Raw genomic sequence first — 23423 nt, 5'->3', positions numbered from 1 at the left:
TCAGTAGATCCACGCCATGCGTGGATACCGTTACCGCAGTGGCCTCAATCCACCAGCCAACCGGCCAGATCGGCGCGGTCCAGCGTGCCGCGACGCTTCACGTCCAACGCGTTGAACTCGTCGGCAAGCGCCGGGTTCGCCTGCGCCTCCTCACGGCTGATGAAGCCATCACCGTCCACGTCCAGCTCGGCGAAATGGAGGCGGTACTGGCCGACCACGCTGGCCGGCGCCAGCGAACGCACCGTTACCGGGGTTTCGCCCAGCGGCACCACGATGTCGACGCTGCCGGTCACGCGGCCGGCCGACAGTGACTGCTGGCGGACCACGCCACTGTCATCGCGCAGCGGAGCGCTCTGCGCCGGCTGCGGGCGCGCCGGCTGTGCCAGTGCCGGCGATGCCAGCAACGCGGTACTCAGCAGCTGGAAAATGCGCGTGGCGTTCATCAGCGCAGCGGCGACGCCAGCACCGTGATTTCCTCACGGTCGTGGTACAGCTGCTTGGCACGCACCACCAGCGGCTTGCCGGCCTGGTCCTGGAACAGGTCCAGGCACAGGCGTGTCTCGTCCCAGCGCTTCTTCATCGGCAATTTCAGGTTGAAAATCGCGTGCCTGCACCAGCCCTCGCGGAACCAGGTGGCCATGCGTTCGGCGACGCGACGCGGTTGCTCGACCATGTCGCAGACCATCCAGTCCAGCGGCTGTTCCGGATGCCAGTGGAAGCCGTCGGCACGCAGGTGCTCGACCAGGCCCGTGTCCAGTACGTGCTGGCGCAGCGGGCCGTTGTCGATGCTCAGCACATGCACGTGCTGGCGGGTCAGTACCCAGGTCCAGCCGCCCGGTGCCGCGCCGAGGTCGGCCGCGCGCATGCCCGGGCGAACCAGCGCTTCGCGTTCTTCCGGGGCGAGCAGGGTCAGCAGTGCCTCGTCCAGCTTCAATGCCGAGCGTGAGGGTGCGTCCGGCAACAGCTTCAGGCGCGGAATGCCCAGTGCCCAGGGGGCGCTGTCGTCCGGGTTGGCCACGCAGACAAAGGCGTGCGTGCCATCGACGAACACCACGTGCAGGCGCGGCAGGCGTGCGTTGGGTTTGTCGCTGAGCTTGCCAGCCTTGCGCAGCGCCGGGCGCAGCGCATTGCCGAACGCACGCGCAAGCCCGGACAGCGGTTTGCCGGCATCCGAATCGGGATGCTCCACCCACAGATCACCGAAGCGCGGCGCATCGGCCAGCACCTCCAGCATCGGGGTGATGCGGTCGGCCGGGTCCAGCTGCGGCAGCTCGGCCAGCACCACCAGCTTCTGGCGGGCGAAGATCAGCTCGCGCCACGGCAGTCGCGGTGCAAGCGCCGCGGCTTCGTCGCACATGAAGAGCACGTAGCCATCATTGCGCTGGGTGCGGGCGTAACCGGCAAAACCGGCGGCGCCTGCGCGGAACTGCAGTTCGCCGGCCAGCTCCGGCTCGAAGCCCTGCCGGCACAGGCACAGCAGGCCGATGCCGGTCTCAGTAACGGGCGCCATCGCTTTCCCCATAGGTACGCAGCACGCTGCGCGCCGCATCGCGGTTCAGACCCTGCACCACCTCGATGCCGCGCTTGTTGAGTTCGCCCACCCAGTCGGCCGGCAGCGGGCCTTCATCGAACGGGGTCAGCTCTTCCACGTCGGCCGAACTGGCGCCGATCAGCAGGCGGTCGATGCCGGCCCACACGGTGGCGCCGTAGCACTGGCAGCACGGCTGCGAGCTGGTGGCCAGGGTGATCGGCGACAGCACCGCGTTCAGGCGCGGGGTCTGCAGGCGCTGCTGGGCCAGCATGTAGGCCATGTTCTCGGCGTGCGCCAGCGAGGTCGAATGCGGCATCACCCGGTTCACGCCGGCGGCGATCACCTTGTCATCCGGCCCGAACACCACGGCGCCGAACGGGCCGCCACTGGCGTGGTCGACATTCAACCGCGACAGCTCGATCGCCAGCGCGACCTTGGCCTCGTCGCCCGGATATCGACGATCCAGGTCGATCTGGTCGTGGATCCAGGCGGGAAGGGTCAGGTGGACTTGCGCGTACAGCATCGCGGGGGTGCCTCGTTGGGAGTGAAAGGAACAGGTGCAACAGATGTCGGCGCGCAGTGTAGCGGCAGTGGCATGTACCGGGCGTGCGCGCTGGATTCAGGCCGGTGACGGTGAGCCGGTGCGGATCACCACGTACTGCTTGCGGAACTCCAGCCCCGCCTGCGGCCAGCGCGCGGCGTAGGCGCGCAGCAGCGGCAGGGCAGGGGCGAAGTCATGGCCGTTGACCCGGCAGTCGGCTTCGCACTGGCCCTGCTCGTCGCGCGACGCGAACAGGCGGATGGCCAGGAAGTGGTGGGCCTTCAGCAGGTCGTCGAAGGCGTCGATGCTCTTGGTGAACAGGCAGCAGGGGCAGGAACCGTGGTCGTCCTCGCTGCACGCGGCAGCGTCGTCCAGTTCGCGGGCGCGGTAATGGGCCAGCGGCCCCAGCACCACGGTGCGCTCGTGTTCTTGGCCTTCGTCGCCGGTCGGGTAGGTCAGGCCCATCATCGGCAGATCCGGTGCGTCTTCGGCGCCGACGGCGGCCTGCAGGGTCGCCAGATCCACCCGCACCCAGGTGTCGAAGCCGGACAGCAGGGATTCCTGTTCGGTCGCGCCATTGGCGTGCTGGTACTCGAACAGGCCATCGGCGAACAGGCCGGCGTGGCGGGTCTCGATGACCGTGGAGGTCTGCCAGCCGCCGTTGTCGCGTTCGTTGCTGGCGACGCTGTGTGGCGTCAGCTGCAGGCCGCTGTCGAGTCGCAGGTCGTCGCCCTCGACGGTGCAGGCGATGTCACGGCCCAGCAGGACCTGGTGCAGCAGCGGCAGGAGGGGAGAAGCGGTCGTGGTCATCGGGGCACCTGGTTTGCAGGGTGGGGCGCAGCCGCCGGGCAGGGCTGGCGTTACAGAGCGTCGAGTTCGGCGCGATATCGCCGTGCGTCGGATTGCTGCTGCGGATCGTTGCCATGGTCGCGCAGCCAGGTCTCCAGCTCGCGTCGATAGTCCGCGCGGAACCCAGCGTTGTCCGGGCTGAAATGCAGCTTGCGCGCGGCCACCTCGACCCGTTCGCGCGCACGTGCGCGGGCCTGGGCAATGCCATAAGGCGACTGCTCGGTGAGGATGACGAAGTTGCGGGCAAAACCGTTGACGTACTTGACTGCAAAAGGTTGGTTGGCCCCTGGAATGCGGATCGCATTGCTTAGCGGCCACAGGGCTGCCGTATCAGTATGCATGACCGTTTCGACATCGCGGCCGTCGGCCGTGTGCAGCACGACCTCGTAACGCCAGATGTACTGTTCGTTCAACTGCGAGCTGGTCTGTTCAGTCCGCACGATGATCGCCTCGCCCGGTTCGCCGGCCAGGTTGAGGAAGGCGGCATTGGCAAACTGCCCGACGATCATGTTCAGCAGGGCCAGAGGGAACACGACCAGGGCGAAGCCAGGGCGGCGGCGGCGCCACGATACCAGGCCGATCAGCAGCAGCGCGGCGAAGAAGACCAGCACCGCGTGCCCGGTCAGCAGCCAGAACAGGAAAGACAGAACTGTCAGCATGGCGGCTCGAGAGCGGGCACCGTTCAGGTGCCCGCCTATCCGATCAGGCCGACCAGGTGTCGCGCAGCGTCACGCTGCGGTTGAACACCGGCTTGGCTTCGGTGTGGTCGCGGCGGTCGGCAACGAAGTAGCCGGTGCGCTCGAACTGGAACGACTGTTCCGGCGCAGCGGTGGCAGCCGCCGGCTCGACATAGCCGGTGACGGTGCGGCGCGATTCCGGATTGAGGTAGTCGCGGTAGGTCTTGCCTTCCGATTCGTCGTCCGGGTTCGGCACCGAGAACAGGCGGTCATACAGGCGGATCTCGGCCGGCACACCGTGCACCGCGCTGACCCAGTGGATGGTGCCCTTGACCTTGCGGTTGGCGCCTTCCATGCCCGGGCGCGATTCCGGATCCAGCCAGCCGCGCAGCTCGGTGATGGTGCCGTCGGCATCCTTGATCACGTCATCGCAGCGGATGATGCCGGCGCCGCGCAGGCGCACTTCGCCACCGGGAACCAAGCGCTTCCAGCCCTTCGGCGGCACTTCGGCGAAGTCCTCGCGGTCGATCCACAGCTCACGTGCGAACGGCACGTTGCGGGTACCGAAGCTTTCATCCTTCGGATGGTTACTGAAGGTCAGCTGCTCTTCGTGGCCTTCGGCGAGGTTGGTCAGCACCAGCTTGACCGGGTCGACCACGGCCATGCGGCGCGGTGCGGCGCTGTCCAGGTCTTCGCGCAGCGCGCCTTCCAGCACGCTGAAATCGATCATCGAATTCTGCTTGCTGATGCCCACGCGCTCGGCGAACAGGCGCATCGCCGCCGGCGTGTAGCCACGGCGGCGCAGGCCCTGCAGGGTCGGCATGCGCGGGTCTTCCCAGCCGTCCACCAGCTGTTCGGTGACCAGCGCCATCAGCTTGCGCTTGCTCATCACCGTGTAGTTGATGTTCAGGCGCGAGAACTCGATCTGGCGCGGCTTGGCCGCTTCGCGCGGCAGGCCGGCGTCGACCAGCGGCTGGGTCAGCGCGTCATCGTGGGCGAAGTCGACGTTGTCCACGCACCAGTCGTACAGCGGGCGGTGGTCTTCGAATTCCAGCGTGCACAGCGAGTGGGTGATGCCCTCGATCGAATCGCCCAGTGCATGGGCGAAGTCGTACATCGGGTAGATCGGCCACGCGTTGCCGGTGTTCTGGTGCTCGACGTGCTTGATGCGGTACAGCGCCGGATCACGCAGGTTGATGTTGCCGCTGGCCATGTCGATCTTGGCGCGCACGGTGCGCGCGCCATCGGGGAATTCACCGGCACGCATGCGGCGGAACAGGTCAAGGTTTTCCTCGACGCTGCGCTCGCGCCACGGCGAGGGACGCCCCGGCTCGGTCAGGGTGCCGCGGTAGGCGCGCACTTCCTCGGCCGACAGGTCGCAGACGTAGGCCTTGCCCTGTTCGATCAGCTTCTCGGCGGCCAGGTAGTAGGTCTGGAAGTAGTCCGAGGCGTGGCGCAGCTCGTTCCATTCAAAGCCCAGCCAGCGCACGTCGTCCTGGATCGCGGCCACGTACTCCGGGTCTTCCTTGGCCGGGTTGGTGTCGTCGAAACGCAGGTTGCAGACGCCGCCGAACTCACCGGCGACACCGAAGTTCAGGCAGATCGACTTGGCATGGCCGATGTGCAGGTAGCCGTTCGGCTCCGGCGGGAAGCGGGTCTTGATCGCCTGGTGCTTTCCGCTGGCCAGGTCCTCGCGCACGATCTGGCGGATGAAATCGCGCTTCTCGTGGCTGTCGGCGGGGGTCTCGGGGCTGGCGGGGGTGTGCTCTGACATGAGTCGGCGAGAGAAAGGCAGAAAGATTGCCAGTCTAACGCTTACCGGGAAGGGCTGCCCGGGTTGCCGCTACGCTCGCTGGGCATGGCCCGGCGCTATCATCCCGCACCGGTAGCGCCGGGCCATGCCCGGCCAGCGCAGCGGCACCATTCAGCCCCCGGGCGTATGCTGGAATCCTGTCCCACGGAGCCGCCCCATGCACATCGTGTACAAGGCCGACAATCTGTTCGACGCCCACCTGGTCAAGCACGCGCTGGAAGACGCCGGTATCCCGGCGTTCGTGTTCGGCGAGTCGCTGCTGGGTGGCATGGGCGAGCTGCCGCTTTTCGGCGTGCTGCGCGTGGGTATCCCCGATGCCGCGCGCCCGCAGGCCGAGGACATCGTCGCCGCGCTGGACTTGGGCCACGCCCCCGGCGACCCCATTTCAGATGCCGACGACATTGCCGGCCTTCCGGCGTAGGAGCGCATCATGTTGGGAATTGGCCAGGGCATCCTCGGCATCGGGGCCTTCAAGCAGCGCCTGCCGCGCCCGGAAGAAGCGCTGCCGGGCCGCGAGCAACCGCTGCCACTGCACAGCAACCAGCACTTCGTGAACAGCCATCCGCTGAAGGACCGGTTCGCCGGCCTGCAGCAGATCCGCTTCGCGCTGGGCTGCTTCTGGGGTGCGGAACGCAAGTTCTGGACCGAGCCGGGCGTGTACAGCACCTCGGTGGGCTATGCCGGCGGCATCACTCCGAACCCCACCTATGAAGAGGTCTGTTCGGGCCTGACCGGCCACACCGAGGTGGTGCAGGTGGTGTTCGACCCGGCGGTGGTGAGCTTGGAGCGGCTGCTGCAGCTGTTCTGGGAGAGCCATGACCCGACCCAAGGCATGCGCCAGGGCAACGACACCGGCACCCAGTACCGTTCGGCGATCCACGCCACCGATGAGGTGCAGTACGCGGCGGCGCTGGCCAGCGGCGAGGCCTACCAGGCGCAGCTGGCTGCGGCCGGATACGGGCCGATCACCACCGAGATCGTGTACCCGGCGCCGGAGTACTACTACGCCGAGGATTATCACCAGCAGTACCTGGCGAAGAACCCGAACGGCTACTGCGGGATTGGTGGTACAGGCGTGAGCTGCCCGATCGGGCTGGATGTGGAGGTGCCGCGCTGACGCGCGGTGGTCCGCCTGCGGCGGGCAGAGGCTGAAAGCAACGGCCAAAGCCAAAGCCAAAGCCAAAGCGGCTCTGGGTTGCTGTGGGTTTGGCGGGACGGGGACAGATGGCGGGACACGCCGTAAACCCATCCCTGGGGGCTCGGCCACGGCATCCATGCCGTGTACGGTCCCGCCATCTGCACCCGTCCCGCCTTCGACAGTTTCCCGGTGACGGTGGGCAAGAGCATTGGGTTACTGACGACCTGATAGAAAACAAAAAGGACGCGGCATTCGCCGCGTCCTTTTTGTTTGTGAGCACGCGCAGCGCGCGACCGGCTTTTGCTCTTCTTTTCTTTCTTCCGTGGCGGACCGCCGCAGGAAACTGTCAGAGGGCGGGCGGGTTGGGTTCGCGGGGGTGTCCGCCGCATGGATGCGGCGGCCAAGCCTCCAGGGACGGATTCACGGCGTCCCCCGCGAACCCAACCCGCCCGACCCAGCGCGGCTGTTGCTTCATGCAGTTCGCGACCAAGCCCCCCGTCACGAGGGGCTCAGCCGTTGGCCGGAACCCTCACAGTGCCTCGCGGATCCGCTGACGCAGCGCTTCCAGATCCTTGGCAAACGCATCAATACCGGTCGCCAGCTTCTCGGTCGCCATCGGATCGGCCGCCAGGTCGGCAGCGAACGTCGCCGCGTCGATCGGCGTCACCTGCACCGCTTCAGCGGCACCGGCCACCAGCTTGCGCGGCAGCGCGCCGTGGTCGGCGTCCAGCTTCTCCAGCAGGTCCGGCGAAATGGTCAGGCGGTCGCAGCCGGCCAGCGCTTCGATCTGCGCGGTCGAACGGAACGAGGCACCCATCACCACGGTCGGCGAACCGCGGCGCTTGAATTCGGCGTACACCCCGCGCACGAACACCACGCCCGGGTCCTCGTCGATGTTCGCCGGGGTCTGGCCGTTGGCCACGTACCAGTCGAGGATGCGGCCGACGAACGGCGAGATCAGGAACGCGCCCGCTTCGCTGCAGGCCAGTGCCTGGGTGGGGTTGAAGATCAGGGTCAGGTTGCAGTCGATGCCTTCGGCCTGCAGCACGCGCGCGGCTTCCACGCCTTCCCAGGTCGCGGCGATCTTGATCAGGATCTTCTCGCGCGGAACGCCGGCATCGGCGTACATCTGGATGAACTGGCGGGCCTTGGCCACGGTCGCGGCAGTGTCGTGGGCCTGGTCGGCATCGACCTCGGTGGATACGCGGCCCGGTACCAGCGTGCTCAGCAGCGCGCCGACGCCAATGGTCAGGCGGTCGGCCACGGCGTGCACCACGGTCTCACGGTCGCCGCCCTGCTGGCGGCCCCAGGCCAGTTCGCGTTCGATCAGTTCCGCATAGACCGGCAGGTCCAGCGCCTTCTTCACCAGGGTCGGATTGGTGGTGCAGTCCACCGGCTGCAGGCGCTTGATCGCCTCGTAGTCACCGGTATCGGCAACGACCACGGACAGTTCGCGCAGCTGGGACAGTTTGGACGGGGTACTCATTACGGCTCCTGGTGCGGGGATTGCAGGGAAACTGATCGCGCGCGGTGCGCAGCGCAGGTCAGGGACGGTCGTTGTGGACCGCGCTCACGCGCAGCCGCAGCTTGCGGCCGCCGGGGGCGGTCCAGTCGATGCTCTGGCCCACGGCCAGGCCAAGCAGGGCGCTGCCGACGGGCGCCAGCACGGACACCTTGCCTTCATCGACATTGGCTTCGCGGGGGAAGACCAGGGTCAGGACATGCTTCTCGCCCGACACTTCATCTTCGCACTCCACGCGCGAATGCATCATGACGATGCCTTCGGGAATCTGGTCTGGCGGCAACACGGTCGCCCGGTTGAGTTCGTCGGCAAGCGCACGCGCGGCCGGCGTCTGGCTGTGTGCCGGAGATTCGAGCATGGCGTCCAGGCGGTCCATGTCGAGGGTGGAAACAGTGATCGACGGCGGCAGGCCGCTGGCTGTGTTCATGGTGACGCTCCTTGGTTGAAAGCCATGCAAAAGGCGGCACCTGCTGGCGCCGCCTGACTGTATTGTGGGGACAAATGCGGCCGGAATCGACTCCCGGTGGTTTCGAGGCCCGGCTGCGGTGTCTCAGCCGTTCAGCACCGGCGTGAGCGGGGTGGCAGCATCGCCGTTGGCCGGGGCCAGCGCCTCCAGCGTGAACAGCGCATCGGGCAGGCGCTTGAACTGCTCGGCCAGCTCCATCAGGAACTCGTTCATCGCCGAGCTGCGGCGCCAGATCATGGCGATGCGCCGGCTGGGACGGCCCTCGCCGACGAAGTCGAGCAGGCGGATGTTGTTCGAGCGCGGCACCGGCGGCTGCACCGACAGGCTGGGCAGCAGGGTGATGCCGACGTCGGCAGCGACCATCTGTCGCAGTGTTTCCAGGCTGGTGGCGCGGAATTCGGACTTTTCATTGGCGCCGAACAGGCGACAGACTTCCAGCGCCTGGTCACGCAGGCAGTGGCCGTCTTCCAGCAGCAGCAGCTTCTGCGTGGCCAGTTCCTGTACGTCCAGATGCTCGCGCGTGGCCAGCGGATGGCGGCCGGACACGGCCAGCAGGAACGGCTCCTCGAACAGGAATTCGGCATGCAGCTGGTCGTCGATCACCGGCAGCGCCAACAGTGCGGCGTCCAGTTTGCCTTCGCGCAGGCGCTCCAGCAGCACATCGCTCTTTTCTTCCACCAGCAGCAGTTCCAGCTCGGGGAAGCGGCTGCGGATGCGCGGAATCACGTGCGGCAGCAGGTACGGGCCCAGGGTCGGGAAGATCCCCAGGCGCACGGTACCCGCTTCCGGATCACGGCTGCGCCGCGCCGCTTCCTTCAGTTGTTCCACCTCGGACACGATCACCCGTGCCCGCGCGGCCGCTTCGTGGCCGGCGGGGGTCAGCATCACCTTGCGCGGCGCACGTTCCACCAGTGGCAGGCCCAGTTCCTCTTCCAGCTTGCGGATCTGGGTCGACAGCGTCGGCTGGCTGACGAAGCAGGAGGCGGCGGCCCGGCCGAAGTGCTTGTGATCGGCCAGGGCCACCAGGTATTTCAGGTCACGCAGGTTCATCCTCAGACCTCTCGGGGTACTGCACCGGCAGGGCGTTGCCCCGCCGGTTGATGGTGCTCCCGATGGCCTGGGAACGTTGGATCAGGCCGCTTCGGCCACCGCACCGCTGCTCTTGGGAACCGAGGAGCGGATCAGGTGATCGAAAGCGCTCAGTGCGGCGGTCGAACCGGCGCCCATCGCGATGATGATCTGCTTGTAGGGTACCGTCGTGCAATCACCTGCGGCGAACACGCCCGGCAGATTGGTCTGCCCGCGGTCATCGATGACGATCTCGCCACGCGGCGAAAGGGCCACGGTGTCCTTCAGCCACTCGGTGTTCGGCAGCAGGCCGATCTGCACGAAGATGCCTTCCAGTTCGACGCGATGGGAATCGCCGCCGACACGGTCCTTGTAGACCAGACCGGTGACGCGGCTGCCGTCGCCCAGTACTTCGGTGGTCTGCGCGCTGGTCAGCACGGTGACATTGGCCAGGCTGCGCAGCTTCTTCTGCAGCACTTCGTCGGCGCGCAGGCTGGAATCGAATTCCAGCAGGGTCACATGCGACACGATGCCGGCCAGATCGATGGCGGCTTCAACGCCGGAATTGCCACCGCCGATCACCGCCACGCGCTTGCCCTTGAACAGCGGGCCATCGCAATGCGGGCAGTAGGCCACGCCCTTGTTGCGGTACTGGTCTTCGCCGGGCACGTTCATCTGCCGCCAGCGGGCGCCGGTGGACAGGATCACCGAGCGCGACTTCAGCACCGCGCCGTTTTCCAGCTGCACCTGCACCAGGCCGTCTTCACCGGCCGGCACCAGCGCAGTGGCGCGCTGCAGGTCCATGATGTCGACCTCGTATTCGCGCACGTGCTGCTCCAGGGCCGTGGCCAGCTTCGGGCCTTCGGTCTCCTTCACCGAAATGAAGTTCTCGATCGCCATCGTGTCCAGCACCTGGCCACCGAAACGCTCGGCGGCGATGCCGGTACGGATGCCCTTGCGCGCAGCGTAGATCGCCGCTGCGGCGCCGGCCGGGCCGCCACCGACCACCAGCACGTCGAAGGCGTCCTTGGCGCCGATCTTCTCGGCATCGCGCTTGCTGGCATTGGTGTCCAGCTTGGCCACGATCTGCTCCAGCGTCATGCGGCCCTGGTCGAACACCGCACCGTTGAGGTACACGGTCGGCACCGACATGATCTCGCGCTGCTCGACTTCTTCCTGGAACAGCGCACCGTCGATGGCCACGTGCTGGATGCGCGGGTTGAGCACCGCCGCCAGGTTCAGCGCCTGCACCACGTCCGGGCAGTTCTGGCAGGACAGCGAGAAGTAGGTTTCAAACTTGTACTCACCTTCCAGGTTCTGCACCTGCTCGATCAGCTCGGCGGTGGCCTTGGACGGATGCCCACCGACCTGCAGCAGGGCCAGCACCAGCGAGGTGAACTCGTGGCCCATCGGCAAGCCGGCGAAGGTCAGGTGGATGTCCTGGCCCGGCGTGCCCAGGTCGAAGGACGGCACGCGGCCCTGGCCATCGCGCAGCACCTGCAGCGAGATCTTGTCCGACAGGCTTTCCAGGGTCTGCAGCAGGTCCAGCATCTCCTGCGACTTGGCACCGTCGTCGGCATGCGCGGTGATCTGGATCGGGCGGGTCACGCGCTCCAGATAGGTCTTCAGCTGCGACTGCAGGTTGGCGTCCAACATGGTCTTCTCCTGGCTTCAGGCAAAACGGGGGCGTGGCACCGCTGTAGAAGGTAGCGGACCAGCGAGGGGGTAGGGGTGAACCCAAGACAGCGACCGTGGAAGGGGCTGGCTGGCCAAGGCTGGCGCGCGTTGGCTGTCTTGGGTTCACCCCCACGCCGGCGGGGGGACCGGCACGGGGATGAAAGGCGCGCCGCAGCGTGGGGCTGCGGCAGGCCGGTACTGCGGGTACTGCTTTAGATCTTGCCGACCAGGTCCAGCGACGGGGTCAGGGTCTTTTCGCCTTCCTTCCACTTGGCCGGGCAGACCTGGTTCGGGTTGGCGGCGGTGAACTGGGCAGCCTTCAGCTTGCGCAGGGTCTCGGAGACGTCACGGGCGATCTCGTTGGAGTGGATCTCCAGGGTCTTGATCACGCCTTCCGGGTTGATGATGAAGGTGCCGCGCAGGGCCAGGCCTTCTTCTTCGATGTGCACGCCGAAGGCGCGGGTCAGCTGGTGGGTCGGGTCGCCGACCAGCGGGAACTGGGCCTTGCCGACGGCCGGCGAGGTTTCGTGCCAGACCTTGTGCGAGAAGTGGGTGTCGGTGGTGACGATGTAGACCTCGGCGCCGGCCTTCTTGAACTCGGCGTAATGGTCAGCGGCGTCTTCGATCTCGGTCGGGCAGTTGAAGGTGAAGGCTGCCGGCATGAAGATCAGGACCGACCACTGGCCCTTCAGGGTGCTGTCGGAGACCTTGATGAACTCGCCATTCAGGTAAGCATTGGCTTCGAACGGCTGGATCTGGGTGTTGATCAGGGACATCGTTTTTCCTCTGGGTGAAGGGGAGTGGGTGAATCGACAGGAGCTAGGTTACCGGTTCCATTTCGATAAGGATAATGCATTGATTGCATCTATTTGATAGATGGAGACTATCAAAATCCAATGAGCAGGCACTGAATCCGGCCACGTCCATCCTGCAACTGCCTGTGTGACAAGGAAAATCTTCCTGGACGTGTGAAGAGGGCTGATAGCCCCTCTTTATCCCCTCTGGCGGAACCTGAACGGATTCCAGCACGTTGTAGCGTCGAGCCATGCCCGGCTGTGGATCCGTAGAGCCGAGCCCACGCTCGGCTGGGGACCTGTAGAGCCGAGCCTACGCTCGGCTGTGGACCTGTAGAGCCGAGCCTACGCTCGGCTGTTCCAGTGGACCTGTAGAGCCGAGCCTACGCTCGGCTGTTCCAGTGGACCTGTAGAGCCGAGCCTACGCTCGGCTGTTCCAGTGGACCTGTAGAGCCGAGCCTACGCTCGGCTGTTCCAGAAGTAGCCGAGCATCGGCTCGGCTCTACAATTGCCGGATGTCTCTGCAACCCGAACCCACCCTGCGCCAAGTCGTGACCGACGCGAGTACCCGGCTGGGCGGCGTCGACGCCCGCCATGAGGCCGAACTGCTGCTGCTGCATGTGCTGGAGCGACCGCGCAGCTGGTTGTTCGCGCATGCCACCGATCCGTTGCCGGTCGCCGAACAGGCCGCTTTCAAGGCCCTGCTGGGCCGTCGCCTTGCGGGTGAACCGGTGGCTTACCTGACTGGCCACCGTGGCTTCTGGACACTGGACCTGGAGGTCGACCCGGCCACTCTGATTCCGCGCCCGGAGACCGAACTGCTGGTGGAGCTGGCGCTGGACCGCCTGCCACCGGACCGCGCGCTGCAACTGGCCGACCTCGGCACTGGCAGCGGCGCCATCGCCCTGGCCCTGGCCAGCGAGCGGCCGCAGGCGCAGGTACTGGCCACCGACGCCAGTGCCGCTGCGCTGGCGGTGGCGGCCCGCAACGCCGCGCGCCACGAGCTGGGCAACGTCCGTTTTGCCGAAGGTGGTCACGACTGGTACGCGCCGCTGCGCGGCGAACGCTTCGATCTGATCGCCAGCAACCCGCCGTATATCGCCAGCGACGACCCGCACCTGGTGCAGGGCGACCTGCGCTTCGAACCGGCCACCGCGCTGGCCTCCGGCGTGGATGGGCTGGACGACATCCGTCGCATCGTCGCCGGCGGCGCCGACCACCTGCAGCCAAGCGGCTGGCTGCTGATCGAGCACGGCTGGGACCAGGGCGATGCCATCCGCGCGCTGTTCGAGCAGGCCGGCTACAGCGACGTGCAGACCGTGCAGGACCTGGAGCAGCGCGACCGGGTCACCCTGGGCCGGCGACCGGCCTAGAATGGGGGTTCTCCTGCCAAGGGCAGGGCACCACCACGGAGCTGCAAGCATGCGTACGCTGTACCCCGCCATCACCCCCTACGACGTCGGCACCCTGAAGGTCGACGACCGCCACACGCTGTACTTCGAACAGTGCGGCAACCCGGACGGCAAGCCGGTGGTGATGCTGCATGGTGGCCCGGGCGGCGGCTGCAGCGACAAGATGCGCCAGTTCCACGACCCGGCCAAGTACCGCATCATCCTGTTCGACCAGCGCGGCGCCGGTCGTTCCACCCCGCACGCGGATCTGGTGGACAACACCACCTGGGACCTCGTCGCCGATATCGAGAAGCTGCGCGAGCACCTGAAGGTCGATCGCTGGCAGGTGTTCGGCGGCAGCTGGGGCTCGACCCTGGCGCTGGCCTATGCCCAAACCCATCCGCAGCGCGTGACCGAACTGGTGCTGCGCGGCATCTTCATGCTGCGCCGCTGGGAACTGGAATGGTTCTACCAGGAAGGCGCCAACCGCCTGTTCCCGGATGCGTGGGAGCACTACCTGAAGCCGATTCCGGCGGTGGAGCGCCACGATCTGATCTCTGCTTTCCATCGCCGCCTGACCAGCGAAGACGAAGCAACGCGTCTGGATGCGGCCAAGGCCTGGGCGGTGTGGGAAGGCGCGACCAGCTTCCTGCATGTGGACGACGACTTCATCAACAGCCATGAAGACCCGCATTTCGCGCTGGCGTTCGCCCGCATCGAGAACCACTACTTCGTCAACGGCGGTTTCTTCGAAGTGGAAGACCAGCTGCTGCGCGACGCGCACCGCATCGCCGACATCCCGGGCGTGATCGTGCATGGCCGCTACGACGTGGTCTGCCCGCTGGCCAACGCCTGGGACCTGACCAAGGTATGGCCGAAGGCGAAGCTGGAGATCACCCCGGCCTCGGGCCACTCGGCGTTCGAAGCCGAGAACGTCGACGCGCTGGTGCGCGCCACCGATAGTTTCGCCTGATCGGGTCGTGGTAGAGCCAGGCCATGCCTGGCTGCTCTCGCGTTGAATCATCCACGCACGGCGTGGATCTACTGCGGGTCGGTATCCACGCATGGCGTGGATCTACTACGGGTCGGTATCCGCGCATGGCGTGGATCTACTACGGGTCGGTATCCACGCATGGCGTGGATCTACTACGGCCCAGTAGAGCCAGGCCATGCCTGGCTGCTCCTGTGTTTGAATCTCATCCACGCATGGCGTGGATCTACCAATCCCCGGCGAGCAACGCCTCGGCCAGCACCTGCAGCTTTGGCGAGTGTTGCCGCGACGGCGGATAGATCAACGACAACGCGCGGCTGCGGCCTTCAAACGGCTGCAGCACGCGCTGCAGGCGGCCATCGGCCAACGCGTCGGCCACCGCGAAATCCATCACCTGCACGATGCCGATGCCGGCGATCGCTGCCTCCACCAACGGGTCGCCGCAGTCGAACACCATCCGCGTCGGCGGCGTGACCTCGCGCAGCTGCCCGTCCTGCAGGAACTGCCAGTCCACCAGCCGGCCGCTGCGCAGGTTGCGCACCGCCAGGCAGGCATGGTCCTGCAATGCCGCCACATCGGCCGGCTCGCCCTGCGCGGCCAGGTAGGCCGGGCTGGCCACGGTCACCCAGCGCAGTGGCTTCAACGGACGCGCCACCATCCGCTGGTCAGCGATGGTGCCGGTGCGCAGGGCGGCATCGAAGCCTTCCTCCACCAGATCCACCAGGCGGTCGCTGAGCACCGCTTCCACCTGCAGCTGCGGATGCTGCTGCAGCAACGGCCCCAGCAAGGGCACCAATACCTTGCGCCCGAACATCGACGGCGCACTGATCTTCAGCACCCCCGAGGGCGTGCAGGGGCGGTCGGCCAGCAGCCGCTCGGCGTCTTCCATGCCGCACAGCAACGGTCCCACCTGCTCGACGAACTGCTGGCCATCCGGGGTCAGCGCGACATTGCGGGTGTTCCGCTGCAGCAGCTTCACTCCCAGCGACGCTTCCAGCCTGCCGATCGCGCGTGACAGCCCGGACTGGCTCAGGCCGAGCTGACCGGCGGCCACGGTGAAGCTGCGCGCCTCGGCCACCTGCACCAGCATGCGCACCGCATTGAGGTCCATCGAGGATCCATTCATGCCGAAAATCATGACAGAAATCGCACTTAGGGGGTTTATTGATGCACCGGCATCAATGAGACTGCCGTCCCCCCTCCGCACCGGGCGCCGCATGCCTCCCCTGAAATACCCGCGCTGGGCGCTGACCCTGCTGGCCACCGCGCAGCTGATCATCGCCCTGGACGCCACCATCATCTTCGTGGCCCTGCACGACATGGGCCGCGCGCTGCAGATCAATGCGCAGCAGCTGCAGTGGGTGGTCAGCGCTTACACCGTGGCCTTCGGTGGCAGCCTGCTGCTGGGCGGGCGTGCGGCCGATCTGCTCGGCCGCCGCCGTTTCTACCGGCTGGGCATGCTGCTGTTCGCGCTGGCCTCGCTGCTGGGCGCGCTGGCGCCCAATGCCACGCTGCTGATCGTGGCGCGTGCGGCGCAGGGCATCGGTGCGGCACTGCTGTTCCCGGCCACCCTGGCCTTGATCAATACCCTGTATGCCGAAGGCCCGGTGCGCAACGGCGCGCTGGCGATCTGGAGCATGGCCAGTGCGGCGGGCCTGGCGCTGGGCACGCTGCTGGGCGGCGTGCTGACCCAGGCCTTCGGCTGGCCGGCGGTACTGGCGGTGATCGTGCCGCTGGCCACGGCCTGTGCGGTTGCCGCGGGCGCGTGGCTGCCGGCCGATGGCCCGCGCGTGCGCGGCCGTTCCTTCGACCTGGCCGGTTGCCTCACCGTCACCGCCGGCGGCAGCCTGCTGGTCACCACCCTGGTGCAGGGACCGGAGTGGGGCTGGACCGCGCCGGCCACGCTCATCTGCCTGCTGCTGTCAGCGGTACTGCTGACGGTGTTCGTGCAGATCGAAAAGCGCAGCCGTGATCCGCTGATGCAGTTCGCACTGCTGCGCCTGCCTGGCCTGCGTGCAGCACTCGGCCTGACCTTCGCGTTCATGAGCAGCTATGGCGTGCAGTACTACTTCCTGGCGCTGTACTTCCAGGATGGTTACGGCTGGAGCCCGCTGCAGGCTGGCATGGCCTTCCTGCTGCCGACGCTGGTATGCACCTTCGGCATCCGCATTGCCGAGCGCATGCTGCAGCGCCGTTCGCCGCGGCAGGTGCTGGCGTGGGGCTTCGCCGCTGGTGCCGTCGGCATCGCCGCGGTGGCGCTGGCGATGCCGCACGGCGCCGGTTACTGGCCGCTGCTGCCGGGCATCGTGGTGCTCAGCGTCGGCCAGGGCATGAGCTGGACGGCGATGTGGATCGTGGCCGGGCAGGGCGTGCCGGGGCCGCAGCAGGGTGTAGCCTCCGGCATGGCCGCCACCGCACAGCAGATCGGCGGCGCGTTGGGGCTGGCGGTACTGGTGATGGTGGCCAATGCCGCGCGCGGTACGCAGGCAGCAACCAGTGCCGATGCCCTGCAGGGCATGGTCAATGCACAGTACGGTGCCGCGCTGTTCGCCGCGCTCGGCGTGGTCATCGCGCTGGGCCTGCGTCCGGCACGGGTAGACTGCAGCTCTCCCGACGCCCTGCCCAACGACGCATGATTGCATTGCTTGATCTTCGCCAGACGCTGGAGGCGTTTGCCTCCTGCAATGACGACCACGACGTATGGGCGTCATTCGGTTGGGTGCACGCAACCGATGACGACCTGCTGCAGGCGCGCTTCTGGTTGCCGGCCGATGAAGACGCCGCGTTCGATGATGACGGTGAGGTGCCCGAAGCCGCGCAGGCGCTGGGTCTGACGACCTACCTGGAACCGGCCACGTTCGCTGACGTCCTGGATGTGCAGAAGCGCCAGCGTCCGCTTTCTTCCCTGCACGATTACGCGGAAGCGTTGGCGTACTACGCCGAGTACGACGCCTTCCTGCAGGTGGACGGTGTCGATGAAGCACTGGGCGAGGCGGGTGCCGTCGAGCAGGCCGCCGCACGCGCCGCCGGTGTCGGGCCGGGCATCTTCGCTGCGTTCGAGTTGACGCTGGCGGGCTGTGCGGACGAGCAGATCAAGGCTGCGACACAGCGCGTGGCGCGTCTGTTGGATATTCCGGTGGGCGAGGCGTTGGCACGCTGCCGCGCGTTGCCGCTGGTGCTGGGCGAAGCCCTGGATCGCAACCGCGCACAGACCATCAAGGATGATTTTGCAGCGATCGGCGCGACCGTGCAGGTGCACGGCTTCAAGCCGTTCCCGTGGATGGATGCGCCCGTGCTGCGTTGACGAAAATCATCCACGCATGGCGTGGATCTACTGGGAACCGGCCTCGTTCGTTTTTCGCCGGATGCGGATGTCCGTCAGCGCTGCAGTAGATCCACGCCATGCGCGGATGCGGTCATCCGAACGCCAACAACCGCGGCTGCAACGCGCTGAAAATCCGCGCCAACCGCTCCGCCCATGCCTGCTGCCCGGCGTCATCGGCAATCAGGTCCTGGCGGATCTCCAGTTCCACGTGCACCAGGCCACGGCCTTCGCCATGCACGGGCACCGCGTAGTCGCTGCTGCGGTTGACCGAATAGGGTTCGTTGTCGCCCACCACCAGGTCGCCTTCATCGCGCAGCGCCTGCAGCAGGGCGTGGGCAAAACGGGTGTCCTGGTGGTACAGCACGCCGGCATGCCACGGACGTTCAACGCCGTTCATCACCGGGGTGAAGCTGTGCATCATCACCAGCAGCGTCGGCCGTCCCGCATTGCGGCGCGCATCCAGTTCGGCATCGATGCGTGCATGGTAGGGCGCGTGGATCGCATCGATGCGCTGCTGCCGCTGCGCGGGCGACAGCCCGGCATTGCCTGGCACCACGGTGTGGTCGCTGACCTCGGGGATCAGCGTGGGCGAAATCAGCGGGCGGTTGGAGTCGATCAGCAGCCGCGAATAGGTCTGCTCGATCGCCCACGCATCCAGCCGCTCGGCCAGTGCACGGGTGGTGCCGCCGATGCCGATGTCCCAGCCGATATGGCGGTCCAGTTCGGTCTGCGGCAATCCAAGATCGGCCAGCGCACGCGGCACCTGCTGGCCGGCATGATCGGCCAGCAGCAGGAACGGCGAGGCGCCCTGCGACCGGTGGATCGTGTAGATCGCCGGGTCGTCGGCGCCCAGCAGCGCCGGCAGCGCGTGCTGGCCGGCATCAGCCACGGGGGCGGCCGTCCAGATGGTGCTCGATCATCCACAGGCCGGCCCACAGCTTGGCGTCGGCTTCATAGCCTTCGGCCATTTTCTGCACCAGCCAGGCGGCCGCCTGCGTACGCGGAACCTCATGCACGGTGATGTCTTCGCTCTCGTCGCCGCCGCCTTCGCCGATGCGACGCAGGCCGGTGGCACGGACGAAGGCGATCTTCTCGCTGCTGGCACCGGAGGAGGTAGGACCGATCATCAGCACTTCGGCGTGCTCGGCGGTCCAGCCGGTTTCCTCTTCCAGTTCGCGTACCGCGGAAACTTCGATGGACTCGCCCGCATCGATGTCGCCGACCAGCCCGGCCGGCATCTCGATGGTCGGTGCCTGCAGCGGTACGCGGAACTGTTCGACGAACAGCACCTTGTCCTCGGGGGTGACGGCGATGATGATCGCGGCCAGGCCGCCGGCGTGGGTGCGTTCGCTGTACTCCCAGCTGCCGCGCACGACCATGCGCTGGTACTTGCCTTCGTAGACGACACGCGGTGCTTCGGTATTGCGCTGGCTCATGCGGGCTCGCTGGAAGTGGGAACGGGGTCGGAAATGCCGGCGGCATTGAACAGCCTGCGGCGGGTCATGGGGCCGAAGCGCAGGGTCTGGCACAGGCCGCCGAGCAGCTCCGGATCGGCCGCCTGGCGCGGCATGCCGGGCTGGCAGCCTTCCAGTGGGGCGTCCAGTGCGATGGTGGTCAGCTGGCGCCAGAGCTGGGCATGCTCGCGCTGCTCACGCAGGCGCACCGCCATCTGCGCCGCGCCGCGCAGGCGCAGGAACGGCACTTCGTCGAGGCGTTCGTACAGCACGTCCATGCTGCCGAAATGGGCCAGCAGCACGGCCGCCGACTTGGCGCCGACACCGCTGATGCCCGGAATGTTGTCGACCGCATCGCCACACAGCGCCAGGTAGTCGGCGATCTGGTGCGCGTGCACGCCGTGCCGGGCCTTTACCCCGGCCACGTCCCAGCGCTGGTTGCGTGCGTAATCCCATTGCTCGTCGTGGTCGAGCAGCAGCTGCGACAGGTCCTTGTCGGCGGAAATGATCACGCCACGATGGCTGGCGCGATGGCCATGCAGGGCGCTGCCGATCAGGTCGTCGGCTTCGTAATCATGATGGGCCAGTACCGCCAGGCCGAGCGCTGCGCACAACGCCTTGCAGTGCACGAACTGGCGCTTGAGCGCTTCCGGTGCCGGGTCGCGGTTGGCCTTGTAGGCCGGGTACAGGCGGTGGCGGAAGCCGCTGTCCAGCGCTTCATCGAAGGCGATGGCGATGTGCCGCGGGCGTTCGCGCTCGAGCAGGTCGAGCAGGAAACGGGCGAAACCATGCACGGCGTTGGTCGGCCAGCCCTGGCTGTCCTGGAACTCGTCCGGCAGCGAATGCCAGGCGCGGAACACATAGATGCTGGCGTCGACCAGGTACAGCGGCGGCGGTGCCGGCAGGGTCATGCCGGCGGGGTCCAGTCACGCAGCAGCGCCATCGGGTCCGGGCGCTCGCGCTCGGGCACCTCGGCCTTGGGCGTGCCGATGTGGATGAACCCGGCGATGCCTTCGCCCTCGGCCAGCCCCAGATGCGCGTGCACGGCGGGATCGAAGGCCATCCACGCGGTCAGCCACTGCGCACCGAAGCCCAGCGCCTGGGCCGCCTGCAACAGGGCAAAGCACACGCAGCCGGCGGTCATCAGCTGTTCCTGGGCGGGCACCTTCGGGTCCGGGCGCGGGCTGGCCACCACCACGATCACCAGCGGTGCATGGCTGAAGCGCTGGCGGTCCTTCTCGAACACGGCATCGCCGGCATGCGGGTCGCGCTCACGGCTGCGCGCGGCCAGGAAGTCGCCCAGAGTGTGACGTGCATCGCCGGCGATCTTCAGGAAGCGGAACGGTACGCGCTTGCCGTGGTCGGGCACGCGCACCGCCGAGGTCAGCATCCGCTGCAGGGTGGCCGGGTCTGGTCCGGGCTCGCCCAGTTGCCGCGAGGGCACCGAACGGCGGGCATCCAGGGCAAGCAGGGCAGCTGGGTCGGGCATGGAGTCTGAACCGGTCATCACGGGTCGCTGATTATAGTCGGGGAGGTAGATGACGCCGTTTGTGTCGCGTCAGGCCCCTGAATAGCAAACTGTGATGAACATCATGCCACTGGCGGATCACGGAGCCCCGCTTCCCCTCGCCTCGCAGGCCCTGCACGGCTTACGATACGCAATACTGCCGGGCCGCCGTTCATGAGGTTTGAAGTGAGGACTGTTTCACTGTCCGTGATGGGCTGGCCGGCCTACCATCGAGGGACCGGTGCATGGGGTGTACCGGCCGTCGCGATGTCCATGATGTCTGTCGCACCAGAGAAGGTGGGGAGCCTTCCCGAATGATGAGCGCGCCCACTCCGATGGGATCGCCGGGCCGTGACCCGGCCCAGCTCCAGCTTGCCCGGGACATCGTCCTGCCGGCGTTGTGCCAGGCCTTTGGCGCGGCACTGGCCCGCTTCGATGATGCCCTGTTCGACCGTGCCGGCAATGCCGGCTCGTCGCAGTTGCTGTTCCTGGACGCGATGCGCGAGCTGCGCCGCCGCCGTGAGGACATTGCCGGCGCGTTTGCCGGCCACCTCGGCCATGCCTGGGCCGGCCTGGCTGCGGGCGAGCCCGTCTCTGCCGAGCTGACCCTGTCCGGGCAGGCCCAGGACGGCCTGAGCCTGGTACCGGAACATGTACTGGAATCGAGGTTGGCGGTGCGCAACTTCGCCACCGTGCTGCTGCGCGACTTCAAGCCGGTGCTGGCGCGGCTCGACCGCCGCCTGGGCTGGCTGGGCGGCGGTATCGACCTTGATGCCGACCGCAACCCGATCAGCCCCGAGCATCTGGGCGTGGCCATCCACGAAGCCTTCGCCGGCTGTGAGCTGGCCCCGGAAGTGCACCTGGTGCTGATCAAGCTGTGCGAGCGCGATCTGCGCGCGCCGGTGGGCCGGATCTACGAGAAGCTGGACGAGCACCTGGCCGCGGCCGGGGTGATGTCGCAGATGGGTGCCCCGCGCCGACCGCTTGCGCCGGCCCCGGCGCAGCACGTTCCGCATGGCCTGGATGATCTGGTCGAGCAGCGCACGGCACCGGGCTTCGACAACGAATTCAATGACGACGAACAGGCCGCGCCGGCCTGGGCACAGCGTTTTGCCGCGCGCTGGTCGGAGCGTCGTGGCCACATGCAGCAGCATGCCGGTGGCGAAGAGAGCGCGTCCGGTGAAGCCTATTCCGGCCAGCAGGGCATGTTGCTGGAAGCGCTGCACGAACTGCTGCAGCAGACCCGCCACGTGCGCGAGGACGCGACCTCTGCGGCGCAGGTCGCGGTCGGCCAGCATCGCCCGTTGAGCCAGCGCGAAATGATGTCGGTGCTGTCGCTGCTGCAGGCCACGCCCAGTGCGACCCTGCGCGCGGCGATCGGCGAGGACGGCGAATCGTTGGCGCAGCGGCTGAAGAGCGAAGTGCTGTCCAGCGCCACCCGGCTGGGTGTCGATCCCGGCCAGACCCGGCTGGACGCGCAGGACGAGGATGCGATCGACCTGGTCGGCATGCTGTTCGATGTGATGCTCGACGAGCGTGAACTGGAAGGCCGCTCGCGTGAGCTGATCGGCCGCCTGGTGGTTCCGTTCGTGAAGGTGGCGATGCTGGATCGCCGCATGTTCGTGCAGAAGACCCACCCGGCGCGCAAGCTGCTGAACTCGCTGGCCGAGGCCTGCGAGGGCAACACCGGCGAAAGCCAGGCCGAGCGCATGCTGATGGCCAAGGTCGAAGAGATCATCGAGCGGCTGGTCGCCGAGTTCAACGAGAACCTGGCGATCTTCCTGACCCTGGAAGAAGAATTCCGCGATTTCCTGGTACAGCACCGTCGTCGCGTGGAAATCGCCGAGCGCCGGGCCGCCGAGACCCAGCGCGGCCAGGAAAAGCTGGAAATGGCCCGTACCCGTGCCGGCGCGGAACTGGATCGCCGCATCGGCGATGCCACCCTGCCGCCGGCGATCGCCGAATTCCTGCGCCAGCCCTGGCAGCACCACCTGACCCTGGCGCTGCTGCGCGAGGGCGAGGAGGGGGCTTCGGTGGCCGAGGCGCTGACCCTGGCTGATGGCCTGCTGGAGGAAGTGGCCGAGGCGCGCCGGCAGATTGTCGGCAAGCCGTGGCTGCAGGCCTGGCAGCCGCTGCTGGCCAAGGTGTTTGCCAGCGTCGGCGTGCATGGCGACGCTGCCACCGCAGCCGTCGACGCGCTGCACGACACATTGCAGGGCATCGCCGAATCGCGACCGGAGCTGGAGCGCGCGTTGCCCGAGCTGCCGCAGGTGGTGCTGCCCGCACCGCCGGCACCGGAAACGCCGGCCGTGGAGCTGGGAAGTAGCTTCAATACCGACGATTTCGACAACGCCGATGCCGATCGCTTCCGCCGGATGGAAATCGGCAACTGGCTGGACTTCGTCGACAAGGATGGCAAGGTGCAGGCCGGCAAGCTGTCCTGGATCAGCCCGATTTCTTCGCGCCTGCTGTTCGTCAACCGTCGTGGCGTGCGCTTCTGCGTGGCCTCGCCCGAGGAACTGGCGGTGATGGTGCGGCTGGGTCGGCTGCGTCCCCACGTTGACGATGGCGCCTTCGACAGCGCCATGCAGGGCGTGCTCGACCGTCTCGACCCGGGCGGCGCGACGCTGCACTGAGCCGCGTACGCCTGCTAGGATCGGACCCACTCACCGATCAGCG

General features: G+C 67.2%; 23 protein-coding genes. 7 read left to right on the top strand and 16 right to left on the bottom strand.

The features are described from left to right. Window positions 1-44: 44 nt before the first annotated feature. From CR919_RS12260 to CR919_RS12235, 6 genes are all read right to left on the bottom strand, one after another. Window positions 45-443, bottom strand: coding sequence for a hypothetical protein (locus CR919_RS12260; protein ID WP_099820244.1), 399 nt, complete (start codon window positions 441-443; stop codon window positions 45-47). Continuing rightward, window positions 443-1510, bottom strand: coding sequence for a 23S rRNA (cytidine(2498)-2'-O)-methyltransferase RlmM (gene rlmM / locus CR919_RS12255; RefSeq protein WP_099820243.1), 1068 nt, complete (start codon window positions 1508-1510; stop codon window positions 443-445). Before rlmM ends, CR919_RS12260 begins: the two co-directional genes overlap by 1 nt. Next, the gene (locus tag CR919_RS12250) at window positions 1494-2054 is read right to left on the bottom strand and encodes a nucleoside deaminase (RefSeq protein WP_025877937.1); all 561 of its coding nucleotides are present in this window, start codon (window positions 2052-2054) and stop codon (window positions 1494-1496) included. Before CR919_RS12250 ends, rlmM begins: the two co-directional genes overlap by 17 nt. A gap of 96 nt (window positions 2055-2150) precedes the next feature. Next, a complete protein-coding gene (locus tag CR919_RS12245) occupies window positions 2151-2882 on the bottom strand; it encodes a DUF6348 family protein (RefSeq protein ID WP_099820242.1) in 732 nt (243 codons plus the stop codon). A gap of 50 nt (window positions 2883-2932) precedes the next feature. After that, window positions 2933-3580: a hypothetical protein gene (locus tag CR919_RS12240; protein ID WP_099820241.1), complete on the bottom strand. Its 648-nt coding sequence runs from the start codon at window positions 3578-3580 to the stop codon at window positions 2933-2935. A 43-nt stretch (window positions 3581-3623) separates the two neighbouring features. Then, window positions 3624-5372, bottom strand: coding sequence for a glutamine--tRNA ligase/YqeY domain fusion protein (locus CR919_RS12235; RefSeq protein WP_099820240.1), 1749 nt, complete (start codon window positions 5370-5372; stop codon window positions 3624-3626). A 196-nt stretch (window positions 5373-5568) separates the two neighbouring features. Between CR919_RS12235 and CR919_RS12230 the strand changes: the two genes are divergently transcribed. Further along, window positions 5569-5832 carry a DUF2007 domain-containing protein gene (locus CR919_RS12230; RefSeq protein WP_089238899.1) on the top strand — a complete coding sequence of 88 codons (264 nt, stop codon included), beginning with the start codon at window positions 5569-5571 and terminating at the stop codon, window positions 5830-5832. A 30-nt stretch (window positions 5833-5862) separates the two neighbouring features. Beyond that, window positions 5863-6528 carry a peptide-methionine (S)-S-oxide reductase MsrA gene (gene msrA, locus CR919_RS12225; protein WP_165787273.1) on the top strand — a complete coding sequence of 222 codons (666 nt, stop codon included), beginning with the start codon at window positions 5863-5865 and terminating at the stop codon, window positions 6526-6528. A 550-nt stretch (window positions 6529-7078) separates the two neighbouring features. Here the strand turns inward: msrA and CR919_RS12220 are convergent. The 5 genes from CR919_RS12220 to ahpC all read right to left on the bottom strand — a co-directional run bounded on the left by CR919_RS12220 (window position 7079) and on the right by ahpC (window position 12058). Continuing rightward, window positions 7079-8035, bottom strand: a complete 957-nt coding sequence (locus tag CR919_RS12220) for a transaldolase (RefSeq protein WP_099820238.1) — start codon at window positions 8033-8035, stop codon at window positions 7079-7081. Window positions 8036-8093: 58 nt separating this feature from the next. Further along, on the bottom strand, window positions 8094-8498 hold the full coding sequence (gene rnk / locus CR919_RS12215) for a nucleoside diphosphate kinase regulator (RefSeq protein WP_049468992.1): 405 nt from the start codon (window positions 8496-8498) through the stop codon (window positions 8094-8096). Window positions 8499-8621: 123 nt separating this feature from the next. After that, window positions 8622-9587 (bottom strand): LysR substrate-binding domain-containing protein, encoded by a 966-nt coding sequence (locus CR919_RS12210; RefSeq protein ID WP_099820237.1) that lies wholly within the window; start codon window positions 9585-9587, stop codon window positions 8622-8624. Between the two features lie 81 nt (window positions 9588-9668). Then, a complete protein-coding gene (gene ahpF, locus CR919_RS12205) occupies window positions 9669-11261 on the bottom strand; it encodes an alkyl hydroperoxide reductase subunit F (protein WP_099820236.1) in 1593 nt (530 codons plus the stop codon). Window positions 11262-11494: 233 nt separating this feature from the next. Further along, the gene (gene ahpC, locus CR919_RS12200) at window positions 11495-12058 is read right to left on the bottom strand and encodes an alkyl hydroperoxide reductase subunit C (protein WP_025877950.1); all 564 of its coding nucleotides are present in this window, start codon (window positions 12056-12058) and stop codon (window positions 11495-11497) included. 533 nt (window positions 12059-12591) lie between these two features. On the opposite strand from ahpC, the gene prmC reads away from it, so the two are divergent. Next, a complete protein-coding gene (gene prmC, locus CR919_RS12195) occupies window positions 12592-13449 on the top strand; it encodes a peptide chain release factor N(5)-glutamine methyltransferase (RefSeq protein WP_099820235.1) in 858 nt (285 codons plus the stop codon). 49 nt (window positions 13450-13498) lie between these two features. After that, window positions 13499-14440, top strand: a complete 942-nt coding sequence (pip, locus tag CR919_RS12190; RefSeq protein ID WP_032977488.1) for a prolyl aminopeptidase — start codon at window positions 13499-13501, stop codon at window positions 14438-14440. A 244-nt stretch (window positions 14441-14684) separates the two neighbouring features. Here pip and CR919_RS12185 read toward each other — a convergent pair whose 3' ends face one another. Then, window positions 14685-15569, bottom strand: coding sequence for a LysR family transcriptional regulator (locus CR919_RS12185; RefSeq protein ID WP_099820234.1), 885 nt, complete (start codon window positions 15567-15569; stop codon window positions 14685-14687). A gap of 106 nt (window positions 15570-15675) precedes the next feature. Between CR919_RS12185 and CR919_RS12180 the strand changes: the two genes are divergently transcribed. Both CR919_RS12180 and CR919_RS12175 read left to right on the top strand, forming a co-directional pair. Then, window positions 15676-17094 carry an MFS transporter gene (locus CR919_RS12180; protein ID WP_099820233.1) on the top strand — a complete coding sequence of 473 codons (1419 nt, stop codon included), beginning with the start codon at window positions 15676-15678 and terminating at the stop codon, window positions 17092-17094. Continuing rightward, window positions 17091-17762 carry a hypothetical protein gene (locus CR919_RS12175; RefSeq protein WP_099820232.1) on the top strand — a complete coding sequence of 224 codons (672 nt, stop codon included), beginning with the start codon at window positions 17091-17093 and terminating at the stop codon, window positions 17760-17762. The genes CR919_RS12180 and CR919_RS12175 overlap by 4 nt, the downstream gene beginning before the upstream one ends. 112 nt (window positions 17763-17874) lie before the next feature. Here the strand turns inward: CR919_RS12175 and CR919_RS12170 are convergent, their stop codons facing one another. Genes CR919_RS12170 through CR919_RS12155 form a run of 4 tightly spaced genes read right to left on the bottom strand, consistent with a single transcriptional unit; the run spans window position 17875 to window position 20726 of the window. Beyond that, entirely contained in the window at window positions 17875-18672 is a 798-nt protein-coding gene (locus tag CR919_RS12170) for an N-formylglutamate amidohydrolase (protein ID WP_099820231.1), read from the bottom strand. Beyond that, a complete protein-coding gene (locus tag CR919_RS12165; protein ID WP_049463930.1) occupies window positions 18665-19219 on the bottom strand; it encodes an NUDIX hydrolase in 555 nt (184 codons plus the stop codon). Before CR919_RS12165 ends, CR919_RS12170 begins: the two co-directional genes overlap by 8 nt. Further along, window positions 19216-20148 (bottom strand): 5'-3' exonuclease H3TH domain-containing protein, encoded by a 933-nt coding sequence (locus tag CR919_RS12160; protein ID WP_099820230.1) that lies wholly within the window; start codon window positions 20146-20148, stop codon window positions 19216-19218. Before CR919_RS12160 ends, CR919_RS12165 begins: the two co-directional genes overlap by 4 nt. After that, entirely contained in the window at window positions 20145-20726 is a 582-nt protein-coding gene (locus tag CR919_RS12155; RefSeq protein ID WP_099820411.1) for a nitroreductase, read from the bottom strand. The genes CR919_RS12160 and CR919_RS12155 overlap by 4 nt, the downstream gene beginning before the upstream one ends. A 332-nt stretch (window positions 20727-21058) precedes the next feature. Here CR919_RS12155 and CR919_RS12150 point away from each other — a divergent pair, with 332 nt between their 5' ends. After that, window positions 21059-23380 (top strand): DUF1631 domain-containing protein, encoded by a 2322-nt coding sequence (locus CR919_RS12150; RefSeq protein WP_099820229.1) that lies wholly within the window; start codon window positions 21059-21061, stop codon window positions 23378-23380. Window positions 23381-23423 lie beyond the last annotated feature (43 nt).

It is taken from the genome of Stenotrophomonas sp. LMG 10879 (assembly GCF_002750935.1).
Lineage (GTDB): Bacteria > Pseudomonadota > Gammaproteobacteria > Xanthomonadales > Xanthomonadaceae > Stenotrophomonas > Stenotrophomonas lactitubi_B.
The sequence above is the reverse complement of the archived record's forward strand: the minus strand, read 5'-3'. Positions and strand labels throughout refer to the sequence as shown.